The sequence below is a fragment of the Devosia submarina genome (assembly GCF_003056345.1).
GTDB classification, from domain to species: Bacteria; Pseudomonadota; Alphaproteobacteria; order Rhizobiales; family Devosiaceae; genus Devosia; species Devosia submarina.
On the sequence record NZ_PYWB01000002.1, the window covers coordinates 241,875 to 256,379 of the forward strand.

At 61.9% G+C, this 14,505-nt stretch carries 11 protein-coding genes; 7 read left to right on the forward strand and 4 right to left on the reverse strand.

The window, feature by feature from the left end; all coding sequences use genetic code 11:
- Positions 1-44 precede the first annotated feature (44 nt).
- The gene (locus DDE77_RS03735; RefSeq protein ID WP_108396092.1) at positions 45-1,118 is read right to left on the reverse strand and encodes an acyltransferase family protein; all 1,074 of its coding nucleotides are present in this window, start codon (positions 1,116-1,118) and stop codon (positions 45-47) included.
- 184 nt (positions 1,119-1,302) lie between these two features.
- Here DDE77_RS03735 and DDE77_RS03740 point away from each other — a divergent pair, with 184 nt between their 5' ends.
- The 4 genes from DDE77_RS03740 to DDE77_RS03755 all read left to right on the forward strand — a co-directional run bounded on the left by DDE77_RS03740 (position 1,303) and on the right by DDE77_RS03755 (position 5,268).
- Positions 1,303-2,283 (forward strand): SDR family oxidoreductase, encoded by a 981-nt coding sequence (locus DDE77_RS03740; protein ID WP_108396093.1) that lies wholly within the window; start codon positions 1,303-1,305, stop codon positions 2,281-2,283.
- Positions 2,284-2,367: 84 nt separating this feature from the next.
- Positions 2,368-3,102, forward strand: coding sequence for a DUF4336 domain-containing protein (locus DDE77_RS03745; protein WP_108396094.1), 735 nt, complete (start codon positions 2,368-2,370; stop codon positions 3,100-3,102).
- A 61-nt stretch (positions 3,103-3,163) separates the two neighbouring features.
- Positions 3,164-3,907, forward strand: coding sequence for an SDR family oxidoreductase (locus DDE77_RS03750; RefSeq protein WP_108396095.1), 744 nt, complete (start codon positions 3,164-3,166; stop codon positions 3,905-3,907).
- Positions 3,908-3,999: 92 nt separating this feature from the next.
- Positions 4,000-5,268: a glycosyltransferase gene (locus DDE77_RS03755; protein WP_108396096.1), complete on the forward strand. Its 1,269-nt coding sequence runs from the start codon at positions 4,000-4,002 to the stop codon at positions 5,266-5,268.
- A 4-nt stretch (positions 5,269-5,272) separates the two neighbouring features.
- Here DDE77_RS03755 and DDE77_RS03760 read toward each other — a convergent pair whose 3' ends face one another.
- Positions 5,273-6,250: an SDR family NAD(P)-dependent oxidoreductase gene (locus DDE77_RS03760; RefSeq protein WP_157959658.1), complete on the reverse strand. Its 978-nt coding sequence runs from the start codon at positions 6,248-6,250 to the stop codon at positions 5,273-5,275.
- Between the two features lie 143 nt (positions 6,251-6,393).
- Positions 6,394-8,463 (reverse strand): ATP-binding protein, encoded by a 2,070-nt coding sequence (locus tag DDE77_RS03765; protein ID WP_108396098.1) that lies wholly within the window; start codon positions 8,461-8,463, stop codon positions 6,394-6,396.
- A gap of 262 nt (positions 8,464-8,725) precedes the next feature.
- Between DDE77_RS03765 and DDE77_RS03770 the strand changes: the two genes are divergently transcribed.
- A complete protein-coding gene (locus DDE77_RS03770) occupies positions 8,726-10,948 on the forward strand; it encodes a putative bifunctional diguanylate cyclase/phosphodiesterase (RefSeq protein WP_108396099.1) in 2,223 nt (740 codons plus the stop codon).
- Between the two features lie 16 nt (positions 10,949-10,964).
- Here DDE77_RS03770 and DDE77_RS03775 read toward each other — a convergent pair whose 3' ends face one another.
- Positions 10,965-12,731, reverse strand: coding sequence for an SLC13 family permease (locus DDE77_RS03775; RefSeq protein WP_108396100.1), 1,767 nt, complete (start codon positions 12,729-12,731; stop codon positions 10,965-10,967).
- A 203-nt stretch (positions 12,732-12,934) separates the two neighbouring features.
- On the opposite strand from DDE77_RS03775, the gene DDE77_RS03780 reads away from it, so the two are divergent.
- Together DDE77_RS03780 and DDE77_RS03785 are read left to right on the forward strand one after the other, a co-directional pair.
- Positions 12,935-13,426: a YciE/YciF ferroxidase family protein gene (locus DDE77_RS03780; protein WP_108396101.1), complete on the forward strand. Its 492-nt coding sequence runs from the start codon at positions 12,935-12,937 to the stop codon at positions 13,424-13,426.
- A gap of 125 nt (positions 13,427-13,551) precedes the next feature.
- On the forward strand, positions 13,552-14,484 hold the full coding sequence (locus tag DDE77_RS03785) for a dihydrodipicolinate synthase family protein (protein WP_108396102.1): 933 nt from the start codon (positions 13,552-13,554) through the stop codon (positions 14,482-14,484).
- Positions 14,485-14,505: the final 21 nt, after the last annotated feature.

The window sequence follows — 14,505 nt, forward strand, 5'->3', positions numbered from 1 at the left end:
AGGGCCTGGATGGAAAAGCCGTCCGGGCCTTTTGCTGCAAGCGTTTAGGCGGGCTGCTGCCCTGCCTGCTGGGCGGGGGTGAAGTATCGCTTAAGAGAGAGGGCCGGCCGCTCCACCCAATGCCAGGAGAGATAGGCAAAGCAAACCGTAACCGCTGCGGCGGCCAGGCTCATGAGGATGGCCAGCGGCAGGGTGGTGCCAAAGCGGGCGAGCAGCGCCTGCTGGATGGGAAAGGAATAAAGGTAGATTCCGTAGGAAAGATCGGTGTGCCGGGTGGCGCGGGTAAGGCCCGGAATGCTGGTGGCGCCTAGGGTCGCCGCAGCATAGGCAAAGGCAATGATCGAGGCGACTTGTCCCAGGGGCGTGGGTGAGAGCCAGAAGGCAAGCACAATGCCGCAAAGCGCGATGGGCCAGCTCAGGACAATGCGATCACGGCAGGTGAATGCCAGCATGCCCAAGGCGAAGCAGAAGCCAAAGCGGATAAGGCTGCCGGCGAAGGAGGCGTCGAATGCGTGAGTTTGATAGCCAATCACCACCAGCGTGCCGAACAGGAAAACCAATGCTGCCATTGCCGCGCGGGAGCCGAAGACCTTAAGCAAGGGAATGCCCAGAAAAGCCAGATAGGCGATCAGCTCGTACTTTATGGTCCAGAGCGGGATATTGACCTGGCCCGGCTCCATGCCGAACAGAAAGGCGCCGGGCAGATCGGTCTGGCTGAAAAAGACCGGCATCAGCAAGGGATAAATCCAGGTCGCGGGATTGGTGAAGTATTCGCCCAGGCTCAAGCTCGTGCTGAAAGGTGCGATGACCCAGGCGATAAGGGCGCCGCAGACCAGAAGGCCGGGAAAAATGCGCAGGATGCGGGCGATGATGAAGCTGCCCAAATGGGGCTTCAGCGCAAAGGAGCGGCTCAGCATCAAGCCGGACAGAAAGAAGAAGACGTTGACGGCCAATTGGCCGAGGTCGAATGCCATGTTGTCCAGGGGCTGGTGGTGCGTTCCGGCAGGCACGATCAGGAAGGCATGGGACACGAAAACGGCAGCGGCTGCCAGCAGGCGTACCGCGTTGAAGCTGTTGTTGCGATCCTCGATGACGTCCTGAAGCGTTCGGCGGCTCATTTTGCACCTTTGGCAGAGTCATTCTTATACGCTCGGGACGTGCCTTTAGGCAGGGCAGCGGGCGGATATGATGTGGCTCAGGGTTAACGGCGCTTTGGAGCAGAACGGGACTCCCAAGTGCCCTCCCAATGTGTAGGCTGCCCTCCATGCGATTTGCCTTGTGTCCAGCAAAAGGGTTTTGGGAATGGCTTTGAACGTGTTGTTTATCGGGGGAACGGGGCAGATTTCCTACCCTTGTGTCGAGCGCGCGGTGGCGCAAGGGCACCGGGTCAGCGTTTATAATCGCGGCAAGCGCGAAAGCGATTTGCCTGCGGGTGTCGAGTCCATCGTAGGGGAGCTCAAGGACATAGCCAGTGCGGGTCTGGCGCAGCGCAATTTCGACGTCGTGTGCCAGTTTATCGCCTTTACGCCCGACCAGGTGGCGCGGGATATCGAGGTATTTTCCGGCCATTGCGGGCAGTATATCTTTATTTCGTCCGCCTCGGTCTATGAGAAGCCGGCGAGCCATTATGTGATCACCGAAAGCACGCCGGCCATCAATCCGTTCTGGCCTTATAGCCAGAACAAGATTGCCTGCGAGGAATTGCTGGCCAAAGCGGACGATCTCGCCTGGACCATTGTGCGCCCCAGCCACACGGTGCGCACGGGCATGCCCGTGATGATTGGGGATGCCGACATCATGGCGCGGCGCATGCTCGATGGGGAGCCGACCCTCGTGGCGGGTGACGGGCATACGCCCTGGACGCTGACGCGGTCGGTGGATTTCGCCGTGCCGTTTGTTGGGCTGTTCGGCAAGGAGAAGGCGCTGCGGGACGTGTTCCACATCACCTCCGACCGGGCTCATATCTGGGACCATATCCAGCGCGAGATTGCCAACCAGCTGGGTGTCGAGGCAAAAATCGTGCATGTGCCGACCGACACGTTGGTGAAGTTCAACCCCGAATGGGTGGGGCCGTTGCTGGGGGATAAGTCCTGGACGGCGATCTTTGACAATTCCAAGGTCAAGAGCGTGGCCGGGGATTTTACCTGCGCGGAGGATCTGCCGACGATTTTGGAAGAGCCGATCTTCCATCTCAAGAAGCGCCTGGAAAGCAATCGGCCGCCGCGGGGCGAGTTCGATGCGCTGGTTGATCGTATCTGCCAGGCGCAGGCCGCGCTGGGCTAGCAGGCATCACAGGGCAAAATGCAGGGGCGGCGGGATATTTCGCCGCCCTTGTGCCGTTAAGGGGCATGTGGACAGGAGGACAGCATGACCCGAGCCGTTTACGAGCCGATCGATACGCCCAAGCCGGTGGCCAACAATGTGTGGATCGTTGATAGCGGGCCGCTGCGCCTTGCTGGCATGCCCCTGCCCGTGCGGATGACGGTGATCCGGCTCAAGAGCGGCAAGCTGATCCTTCATTCGCCGACACAGTTCAGCTTTGCCCTCAAGGAGCAGTTGGAGGCTTTGGGGGAGATTGCGTACCTTCTGGCGCCCAACACGGCGCATTGGTCGTTTATGCGAGAGTGGCAGGAGCATTTGCCACAGACGCAGTGTTGGGCGGTGCCAGGGCTGGGCGAACGGCCGGCGGTCAAGAAATCGGGGTTGCGGATCGACCAGGTGTTTGCCGATGGCGCGCCCGCCGAATGGGACCAGGAGATCGAAATCGTGCTGCTGCGCGGCAAGGGGCTGGTGGAGGCGGAACTATTTCACCGCCCCAGCCGCACGCTGGTGTTGACCGATCTCATCGTCAATCTGGAAGGGGAAAAGCTGCCTTTGCCGATGCGGTGGGGGGCGCGGCTCGCCGGCGCGCTGGCGCCGGACGGCAAGGCGCCGGTCTATGCCCGGGGCCTGGTCAAGGCTGGCGGGGAGGCTGCAACAGCGGCAGCCCAGCGGCTGGTGGCACTGGAGCCAGAGCGCGTACTTTTTGCCCATGGGCACTGGCATGAACGCGATGGCGCCGCGCATCTGCGCCGATCGCTGGATTGGCTGCTGCCCAAATAAGCACTGCCCTTGCGGATTGGCGTGGCTGGGGTAACCTCCGGAGCAAAAAGGGGGGACGGCTATGGGCAGGCTCGAAGGAAAAAGCTGCGTCGTTACAGCGGCGGGCCAAGGTATCGGCCGCGCGATTGCAGAGAGCTTTCTGCGCGAAGGTGCCATGGTCTGGGCGAGCGATCTGGATCCGGGCAAGCTCGAGGGGCTCGATGGGGCGCAGACCCGGCAGCTCGATGTGCGCTCGAGCGAAGCGATCAACCAATTAGCTGCCGATACCGGCCGCATCGATATCCTCGTCAATGCCGCGGGCTTTGTGCATCACGGCTCGGTGCTCGAATGCAGCGATGAGGAGTGGGATTTCTCGTTTGATGTGAACGTCAAATCCATGCACCGGACGGTACGGGCCTTTCTGCCTGGGATGCTGGAGCGCGGCCAGGGCTCGATCGTCAACATTTCCTCGGGCGCTTCCTCGGTGCGGGGTATTCCCAACCGGCATGCTTACGGAGCGAGCAAAGCGGCGGTGATCGGGCTGACCAAGGCAGTTGCGGCCGATTTCATCAAGCAGGGCATACGCTGCAATGCGATTTGCCCGGGGACGATCCAATCGCCTTCGCTGGACGGCCGCATTGCCGAGCTGGCGCGGCAGACGGGCCGTTCGGAAGACTCGGTGCGCGCTGATTTCGTCAACCGGCAACCGCTTGGCCGGCTGGGGACAGCCGAGGAAATTGCCCTGCTTGCCGTGTATCTGGCGAGTGACGAGGCGAGTTATACCACGGGCTCGGTGTTCATGGCCGATGGCGGCTTCTCGCTTTAGCAGGCCAGCGATTCTGCCCGAGCAAAGATTGTTTTTGATCCCGGAAGGGGGCACGTGCGTTCCAGATCAAGATTTGTTCTGGTTGATGTCCCATGCGCCTGGCTTTCTTTAGTCCTCCCCTTCAGGGGCATCTGCAACCTGCTTCCGCGTTGGCCGAGGCATTGCGGGAGCGCGGGCACCAATGTTTTGCTGTTGCCCATCCAGAAACGCAACTGCCACAGCATAGCTTTTCGCCCATTTGGCTTGATCCGGCCAAGACGCGCTGGACGCCAGGGCAGTTCCTCGCCCATTCCCGCTCGCCGGGGCTGCCGCTGGGGATCTGGCGGCTGGTGGGGGACATGTCGACCATTACGGATTCCCTGTGCAGGCAGGCGCCGGAATTGCTGCGAGCGCACGGGATCGAGGGGATCGTTGGGGATCAGCTGGAGCCTGCTGGTGCCTTGGTGGCCCAATTCCTCGGACTGCCTTATGTGAGCCTGGCGGCAGCCGCGCCGATTAATCGCGAGCCGCTGGTGCCCCTGCCTGTGCTGCCTTGGCCCTATGAGGACAGTGAGGCGGCCATGCGGCGCAACGAAGTTGGAGAGCGCATTGCCGATTGGCTGACGCGCAAGCATGACCAGACTATTGCGCAATGGTCCGAGCGGTTTGGCATTGCGGGGCGATCCAAGCTGATCGACTGCCTGTCGCCCTTGGCTGACATGGCACAGATGCCAGCGGGCCTTGATTTCCCGCGCCGCAATTTGCCGTCCACCTATCACCATGTCGGCCGCCTACGGCCCGCGGACGGGGCTGGCGGAGGTGAGGTGCCGGCGTTCGGCCCCAAGCCGCTGGTTTATGCCTCGCTTGGAACCATGCAGGGCCATCGGGTGGGCCTGTTTCGCCGCATGGCAAAGGCGTGCCGGCTGTTAGGGCTGCAGCTGCTGGTTAGCCATTCCAATACGCTGACGGAAGCGGAGGCCAAGACTATTGATGCCGATTGGGTACTGCCCTGGGTTCCGCAAGAGGCGGTGTTGCGGCGGGCTGATATCGTCATCACCCATGGCGGGCTCAACACGGTACTTGATACGCTAGCGCACGGCTTGCCGCTGCTGTGCATGCCGCTGGCGTTCGAGCAGCCGGGGATCGGCGCGCGCATAGCCCATTCGGGCGCCGGAATGACGCTTTCGCCGCGCGCTTCCGCCCCGCAGATTGCCCAAGCTCTTGGGCGCATCATGAGTGAGTCATCGTTCCGCCAAAGGGCCGGAGTTTTGGCGCAGGAACTGGCGCAATTGCCCGGCGCCGCCGGGGCAGCCGAGATTGTTGAACGTGTTGTGGCCAGTGGGCAACCCGTATCCCGGCAGCCCGTCGCAGAACGGGCGTGACCCCTCAGGTACGGCGGGAGCGCTGCAGGGCGCCTGCAACGAGGAGGATAGAGCCGGCGACAAGCAAGAGGGGCAGCGCACCGCCGCCAATCCTGCCCGAGGGGTGCTTCCAGCCACCGCTTACGGTCCACTCGTCATCATGGATGGGCGCAAAGGCATTGCCGGTGGAAGGTGGCGCCGGGTCCTTGCGCAGCTCGATCGTGTTGACGGCTGTGCTAACCACAAGATCGCTCAAGGGCGGGAATAGGGTCTTGGCGAGAGCCGACAATGCACCGATCTTGCCGGCATAAACCTCCCGCCGGGGCTGCTTGAGCAAGGCGATGACTGTGTCAGCGACGGTTTGTGCGGAGTAGCGGGGCACGACGGGTTGCGCCTCGTGGCCGGAATAATTGGCAGCGCGCTGATAGATCGGTGTGTCGATGGCGTAGGGCAGAACGGTGCACACCTTGATGCCGGGAACATCGGCGACCTCCTGGCGGATGCTTTCGCTTAGACCCCGAACAGCGGCCTTGCTCGCGACATAGGCAGAGCCATAGGGCTGGCCAGTGATCGCTAGAACCGAGGAGACGTTGATCAGCATGCCGCCGCCTGCACGCCGGAACTGGCGGACCGCTACGCGGGTGCCGTTGAAATAGCCATTTATGTTGGTGTGGAGGACCTGGTCGATCACGGATGGGGGCGTGTCCTCGATGCGGCCGAAATGGATGATGGCGGCGTTGTTGATCCAGATATCGATGCGGCCCCATTCCTCCAGGGCTGCCTGCCCGACACGTTCAACAGCTTCGCTGTCGCCCACATCGGCGGCGATGGGCAGGGCTGCCCCGCCAAGAGCGCGGCATTCCGCGGCTGTTTCATCGAGCGCTTCCTGGGAGCGGGCAACAAGCACGAGGCGGGCGCCGCGGCGGGCGAATTCATGGGCGATGGCGCGCCCATTGCCGCTGGAAGCCCCGGTGACAACAACGACATGATCGCGCAGGTTCAAGGCTGATGCTCCATCTGGCTGCGGAGCTGGAGCAATGCGTAACGCCGCGTCATTTCAAAGGGCGATCAGCTACTCAGCTCAAGTTTGAGACGGCAATGCCAGCCCTCGCGGTTTGTTCCCGACGCGGCACATCCTTGCGGGGATTAGTGCCCCGGTGGCGCTTTGGCGGAGAGCATTTCCTCGATCGTGCCGGCAAGGGCGGACAGCTCGAAAGGCTTGGTCATCAGCCGCGTTCCGGGCTCGAGTTCGTCCCCGTTCAGGCCCGCGCCCTTGGCGTAGCCTGTTAAAAACAAAACCGGGAGCGACGGGCGAATCTCGCGGGCGAGCTTGACCAATTGCTGGCCGTTCATGCCGGGCAAGCCAATGTCGGAGATCAGCAGGTCGATCCTGAGATCGGATTGCAGGATCGCAAGGCCCGCATTTCCGTCCACCGCAAATGCGGACTTGATGTTGAAATCATCAAGCACCGAACCGATCAGCATGCGGATGGCCGGATCGTCCTCCACCACCAGCACGGTTCCTCCATGCACGAGGGAAGTCGGCGCCATGGACGCAGGCATTGGCTCGTCCACACTTGGCTGGGCCGGAGGCAAGAACATGGTGACGGTTGTGCCTGCGCCGGGCGCGCTGTCGATAGTGACATCGCCGCCGATCTGGCCCATGAAACCGTGGATCATGGAAAGGCCCAGGCCCGTTCCCTGCCCTAATGGCTTGGTGGTGAAAAACGGATCAAAGGCTTTCCTCATCACCTCGGGCGGCATGCCGCTGCCATTGTCGGCTACGCTGACGGTGAGATAATCGCCCGCAGGCAGTCGCGGCCCGCTGGTTGGAAGGTGCCGGCTGCCCAGGGCAATTGTGATCACCCCGCCATCGGGCATGGCGTCGCGCGCATTGATGGCGAGGTTGAGGATGGCGCTTTCCAGTTGCGCGGCATCGGCCCGGGCCCACCATTCGCCGGGCGGCACGTCGATGCCGATGTCGATGGCTTCGCCGAGGGTTCGGCGCAGCAGATCGTGGAGCGAGCGGACGAGTTGGCCAATTTCAACGGCCTGCACGTCGAGCGCCTGGCGGCGGCCAAAGGCAAGGAGGCGCTGGGTCAACGAGGCCGCGCGGCGCGAAGAGGTGACTGCCCCATCGATGAAACGGGCGATATCGTCGTAGCGCCCGGCGGCAAGGCGGCGCTGGATAACGTCCAGGCTACCGATGATGCCGGCAAGCATGTTGTTGAAGTCATGGGCGATCCCGCCGGTGAGCTGGCCGATGGCTTCCATTTTTTGCGCCTGTCGCAGGGCTTCCTCGGTGTTGCGCAATTCCTCGGCGGCCTGGTGTTCGGCAGTGATATCCCGGCCCACGGCATGAACGACGCCATCTTCCACCACGCCGCGCCAGTCAAACAGGCGATAGCTGCCGTCCCGGGCGCGGTAGCGGTTTTGAATGGTTATGACATCATCGCTTGCGGCCTGGTGCGCCACATAGCTTGCGGTGCGATCGCGATCCTCAGGGTGCATGAACTCGAAGATGGATTTGCCGATCATCTCTTGCGGGTCCCAGCCCAGGAGCCGCTTGGCACTCGGATTGACCGAAAGGATGATGCCGGCCTCATCGCGCACCAGCATCACTTCCTGGGAGATGCGCCAGAGACGGTCATGATCCCTTTGCCGCTCCCGGGCTTCGCTACGTCGTAGGGCAGCTTCGGCTTGCGATTGCCTATAGGCTGACCAGGTCCGGGCGGCGACCTCGCGGACCAGGACCGCTTCGGCCTCGGTCCAGTGTCGCTCCTGGGCAGAGTGGACATAAAGAATGCCAGTCAGCGCGCCTTCCCGTAGCAATGGCGCAACGATCAGCGCTTTGGTGCCGATGCTGCGCCAAGTCTGGAGATGGCCTTGCTCGACCCGCGCATCCTCGTCGCAATGATCAACGACCAAAGTTTCGCCGCGGCGCAATTGGTTGATGATCTGGGGGCCAAAGGCATCAAGGACGCGCGCTTCGCCTGCCAGCGACCCCATGGACCCAGCCCAGTCGCTCTCGACGCGGACGACCAGTCCGTCTTCGATGATGTCACCAAAACCAGTGCGACCGGCTCCGAGGTGACGCCCAAGCAGTTCGGCCGCAATCGCTGTCATTGCCGCCGCGGAAGCGGCACCGCGTAGTGCTTCTTCCAGATCAAGAAGAAACTGGAGCCTTGCTTCGGCTGGCGAGACAGGATCAGGCAAAATGACGAATCCCAGATGACCTCATGTGGCTAGCACGCCTCGCTGATTTGAGCGAGGGCGGGATCGGGTTTGCAAGACGGGAAGAACCTCGTGCGGATGGAGTCCGCTAGTGCCTGAGGGGCCTCCCCCGGCTTGTTGCAAGTGCCAAGCCTGCCTTGGGAAGGCTTTAAGAGCTGAGTAACTACGCTGCAAACTTGGGCGGTGGGGAAGGAATTTCTTTCGAGGTGCGCCGCTAAGCAGGACGGGAGGAACCAAGCTTTTCATGTCCAGTTTGCACCCGACCGGCTCGACCAGCACAAGGTCTATTGCTTTCGTCTCCCTGGCGCTCGCCTTGGCGCTAGTGATGGCGTTTGTCATGGCCGCCTGGTGGGCGGTGGACAAGATCGATACGCGCGAACTGCTCAATGAACGGCAAAGCATTGCCGCGGGGCTGGTTGCACGCAAGAACCGCATTGCTCAGGAGCAGGACAGCTCGGCCGTCGGGGACGATGCTGTTGTGAATTTGCGCGCGAACAATCAGCCCTGGATTGCCAGAAATCTTGCGGATTGGATGAGCCAATTCTTTTCACATGACCGCGTCTACGTGCTGGCGCCTGATGATCGTGTGGTGCGGGCGGCGGAGGCGGGCGAACAGATCCCGTCCATCATCGATCTGCGCGACCGGGCCGTGGTTGAGCCCATAATTGCCAAGCTTCGGGAGAAGCTTGCCGTGGCTGCCAATGAGGGTGATGCCTCCATGGCAGCGCCCATGGGAACGGGGAATACCGACACGGTTCGCCTCCCGAGCAACGAGCTGGCCTATGTCAGTGTCCGCCCGATAGTGCCGTCCAGCGGCGCCGTTGTGCAGAGGCCGGGCGAAGAATTCCTGGTCATTTCGGTGGTGGCGCTGGACGGCGATGTGCTGGGGGAGCTCGGCCAACAGCTGGGCTTGCCGGATCTAAGGATCGGAGGCCCCGGAAAGGGGAAAGGCGCGCTGCCCGTGGTGAACAATGCGGGGCGCACGATGGGCTTTGCCGTCTGGACGCCCAAGAAGCCGGCGCTTGTGTTGATGCAGGAGACGGCACCTGCAACGCTGGGCCTGTTGCTGGTGGGCGGGCTGAGCCTGTTCGGATTCCTGATGTGGCTGCGCCGGACCATGTCGGCCCTGGAAAAGAGCCAGGCGCAGATCGAATATCTGGCGTTTCACGATCCCCTGACGGGAGTTGCCAACAGGGCGCTGTTTGATGTGCGGCTGCGCAATGCCCTCCACTATGAATATCTGGCTAAGGCCAAGGTGGCGCTGGTGTCCATTGATCTTGATACGTTCAAGGAGATCAATGACAGCCTTGGGCATGGGGCGGGCGATGAGCTGATCAAACAGGTCGCCAAGCGCCTCTCGAGCAGGCTTCCTGAAGGTGCGACGCTGACGCGGCTGGGTGGCGACGAGTTCGCAGTGGTGCAGCCTGGCGTGGTCAGTGAGGGCCATGCGCGTTTCCTTTGCCAGACGCTGCTCGACACGTTCCATGATCCATTCCTGCTTGCGGGCGAATACGTCCGGGTGACGGCCAGCATGGGCCTAGCGCTGGAATCGGGCGAGGCCGTGTCGTCAACCGAGATCATGCGCCGGGCGGACGTTGCGCTCTATGCGGTGAAAGCGGCAGGGCGGGATGGCTTTCGCTGTTATGAGCAGTCGATGGATCAGTCGCGGCGCGACAAGCGGACGCTCGAGATCGATTTGCGCAATGCGCTGGTGACCAATAGCGGGCTGCACCTCCTCTACCAGCCGATCTTTGACGCGGTGAGCAGCGCCATTGTTGGGGCCGAGGCGCTGGTGCGGTGGGAGCATCCCACCAGAGGCAATCTTACGCCCGATCTTTTTATCAGCGTTGCAGAAGAGCAAGGCGTGATTGAGCGATTGGGTCTTTGGGTGCTGAACGAGGCCTGCCGGTTTGCTGCCAATTCCGCCCTGCCCTGGGTGGCGGTCAATGTTTCCCCGCTGCAATTCAACAATGCTCATTTCGCGCAAAGCGTTCTTGATGTGCTGCGCGCCCAAAATCTGCCACCGCACCGGCTGCAGATCGAAATTACCGAAGGGCTGCTGCTGCAGAACTCGCCTGTGGTGCGCGCGAGCCTGGAATCGCTTCGCGCCAATGGTATCGCCATTGCCCTCGACGATTTCGGGACCGGTTATTCCTCGATCGGCTATCTGCGCAACCACAGCATCGACAAGCTCAAGATTGATCGCTCCTTTACCCAGCTGATCGGCCGCGACAAGGCGACCGAAACCATTGTCCAATCCGTTGTGGAAATGGCCGAGGCGCTTGGGATGACGGTTACAGCCGAAGGGGTGGAAGACGACCTGCAGCGTCATACGCTGGTGAAACTGGGCTGTGCAACGCTGCAGGGTTATCTCCTTTCGCGGCCCATTGCTGGAGAGCGGCTCGAGGATCTGCTCGCCAGCGACTTGGCCGGCGCGTCCATGCGGAAACAACCAGCACTTCGCTAGAGCTGCCCGCTGGGCCTTATAGAGCCCAGACCAGCAGCAGCATGGGCACGGATACAAGAACCACCAGCAGCGAGAGCGGCAGGCCGAGGCGCCAATAGTCGCCGAACCTGTATCCACCGGGCCCCATGACAAGCGTATTGCACTGATGACCTATGGGGGTGAGGAAGTCGGACCCGGCCCCAATTGCCACCGCCATCAGAAAGGCTTCAGGGCGATAGCCAAGGTCCGCCGCAAAGGTGGCGGCGATTGGGGCCATCACCAGCACGGTAGCGGCGTTGTTCAAAAACGGCGTCACGGCCATGGCCGCCACCATGATGAGAGCCAAGGCGCCATAGGAGGGCAGGATGCTTGCCGTGCTGGAAAGCCAACCGGCGATGAGATCGGTTGCTCCCGTGGTGCGCAGGGAGTCGCTCACCGGGATCAGGGCTGCCAGCATGATCAGGATGGGTGCATCGAGATACGAATAAACATCACGCATTGGGACCGTCCGGGTGACGACCATCAGGACCGCCGCGGCAAAGAATGCCAGAGGAACGGGCACAAGGCCGAGCGCCGTACTGCCCATGGCAAGGGCCAGGATCACAACCGGCACAAGGCCATTGCGGATGGTACCGAGCTTGAGATGACGCTCAACCAGCGGCAGGCAATTCCACTGCCGCAGCAGTTCGGGCAGTTGATCCATGTTGCCCTGCAGCACGATAACGTCGCCATTCTGGAACTTGATCTCACCCAAGCGTTCGGTGAAACGCTTGTCGCGCCGGCTGACGGCAAGGAGATTAAGGCCGGTCGTGTCGAACAGGGTCAACTCGCGCGCGCTACGCCCGATGAGGCTTGAATGCTCGCCCACGACAGCTTCGACAACGCCGGTGTTTTCCGAGGCGACCTGCGCGTCCCGCCGTTCGGAAAAGACGAGCTTGCCCTGCGCAACCATCTTGTCGAGCGCGTCGGGATCGCCTTCCACAAGCAGAAGATCGCCTTCGCGGATAATGGAGTCTGGCAGGGGCCGTCGATGCTTGCCGTCGGCAGAGATGATGCCGATGACCATGGCGCGCCCGCCGCCAAGGCCCTGCAGCTCGCCAATAGTTTGGCCCACGCTTGGCGATTCCATGGGGACATGGACTTCGGTCGTATAGTTTTTGATCTCGATGGCCTCGTCCATGGAGCGGCCTTCGCGCGACCGGACGGGCAGGAGCCAGTAAAACAGCGCCAGAAAGATGATTCCAACTGCGGCAAGGGTGGCGCCGACGGGGGTAAAGTCAAACATGGTGAAGGGCGTGCCGGTCAGGTCCTCCCGCACGCGTGAAACGATGATGTTGGGGGAGGTGCCGATCTGGGTCATGAGGCCGCCCAGGAGCGAGCCGAAGGCCATGGGCATCAGGAACATCGAAGGCGACACGCCCGAGCTGCGTGCCATCTGGAACGCGATGGGGATCATGATCGCCAGGGCGCCGATATTCTTGATAAAGGCCGAAAGCACGGTAACGACCAGCACAAGCAGGATCAATTGGGCACGCGGCGTGCTCACCCCCGGGGCAAACCGGCGCACGGCGACTTCCATGATGCCGCTTCGGGCAACAGCTGCACTGACCACGAGGGCACTGCCGACAATAACGACAATGTCGTCGGAAAGGCCGGAGAATGCCGCGTCGGGCGGAACGATCCCCACGGCAACTGCCACGAGCAAAGCGCCTGCTGCAACAAGATCGTAGCGCCAGCGCCCCCACACAAAAGCGACCATCATCGCGGCGATGACGGCAAAGGCGAGAAGCTGGGCAGTGGTCATAGGCAAGGGCTCCGGCAAAACCGCACAACGCGGCTGGATCGTTTTTCAGCAGGGTCGATAAACATTTTTTTGTTGGCCTCCCACCGGCTAATCACCTCGTGGAAGTTTCAGGGCTGAAGTAGGGGAAGGTGCTGTTAAGCGGGGAACGTTTTGGGACGGGTTGCTGTTGGGAGGCAACAAGCAAAACACAAGAGGATAGCGCCATGGCGAACCCCAAGACCCTTGAAGATGCTTTTTACGAAGGCCTGAAGGATATCTATTTCGCCGAGCGGACCTCCGTGCGGGCGCTCAAAAAAGCCGCTAAGGCTGCGCAGGAGCCAAAGCTCAAGGAGGCTCTCGAGCGCCATGAAGAGGAAAGTGCGCAGCAGGTGGAGCGCCTGCAGCAAGTGTTCGAGATTTTCGGGAAGGCTGCGCGTGGCAAGACCTGCGAGGCTATCCAGGGCCTGATGGCAGAGCTCGAGGAACACATCGAGGACTTCAAGGACAGCGAGGCTGCAGACGCCGTGCTGATCAGCGGCGCGCAGGCGATGGAGCACTACGAGATCGCCCGCTATGGCACGTTGCGCTCATGGGCAGCGCAGCTCGGGCTCAATGACGCCGTCAAGCTGCTCGAGCAGACGCTGGCGGAAGAAGAAAAGACCGACGAATTGCTGACCCAGATGGCCGAAGAATTCGCCAACCGGGCTGCTGCCTAGAACGACTGGCGGGAGCATCGGCTCCCGCCTCCCCCACCCAAGCGGGAGAGCGCACGATCTGCTCTTCACCCCGGCACCTAAATCCTTGTACTGGTTTGCCGTGACGCACACGCACGGAAACAACCATGTCCCTCCTCACAGAAGACGCCAAGGGCGTTTACATCATCGCCGTAACGCCCTTCACGCCCGAGGGCGAGGTGGATTGGGCAAGCGTTGACCGCATGGTCGACTTCTACGAGGAAAAGGGCGTTTCCGGCATGACGATCCTGGGGCAGTTGGGCGAGGCGCCCAAGCTGACGTCGGAGGAGTCCCGCGCAATCGCCAAGCGCGTACTGGACCGGGTGGGCAATCGTATGCCCATCGTTGTGGGTGTTTCGGCACCCGGCCTTGCGCCCATGCGCGAACTCGCCGATTCCGTGATGGACATGGGCGCCGCGGGGGTGATGGTGGCGCCACCCTGGACCACCAAGACGGACGATCAGGCTTATAGCTTCTACGTGTCCGTTGGTGAGGCTTTGGGCAAGACGCCCTGGGTTCTGCAGGATTATCCGCTGACCACCAATGTGACGATCGCGCCCAAGGTGATCGATCGTATCATCCGCGACGTGCCGACTTGCGTCATGCTCAAGCATGAGGACTGGCCGGGGCTCAACAAGATCAGTGCCCTACGTGCCTCGAGTGACAAGGGCGAAACGCGCCGCATCTCGATCCTGTGCGGCAATGGCGGGCTGTTTTTGCCCGAGGAAATGGGCCGCGGCGCCGATGGGGCGATGACCGGCTTCTGCTTCCCCGAGATGATGGTTGGCGTGGTCGAGCATTATGGAAAGGGCGAGGTGGAGCGCGCGCATGACCTTTTCGATGCCTATTTGCCGCTGGCTCGCTACGAGCAGCAGCAGGGATTGGGTCTCGCGGTGCGCAAATATGTATTGGCTAAGCGCGGCGTCATTGCTTCGGCGACCCTCCGCAAACCAGGTGGCTCCCTTGGCAAACTCGACATTGCCGATGTTGAGCGGCTTTTGGCGCGGCAGGCGAAGCGTCTGCAGGAAATCGGCGCATAAGAGCCGCGGCAGCAATGATAT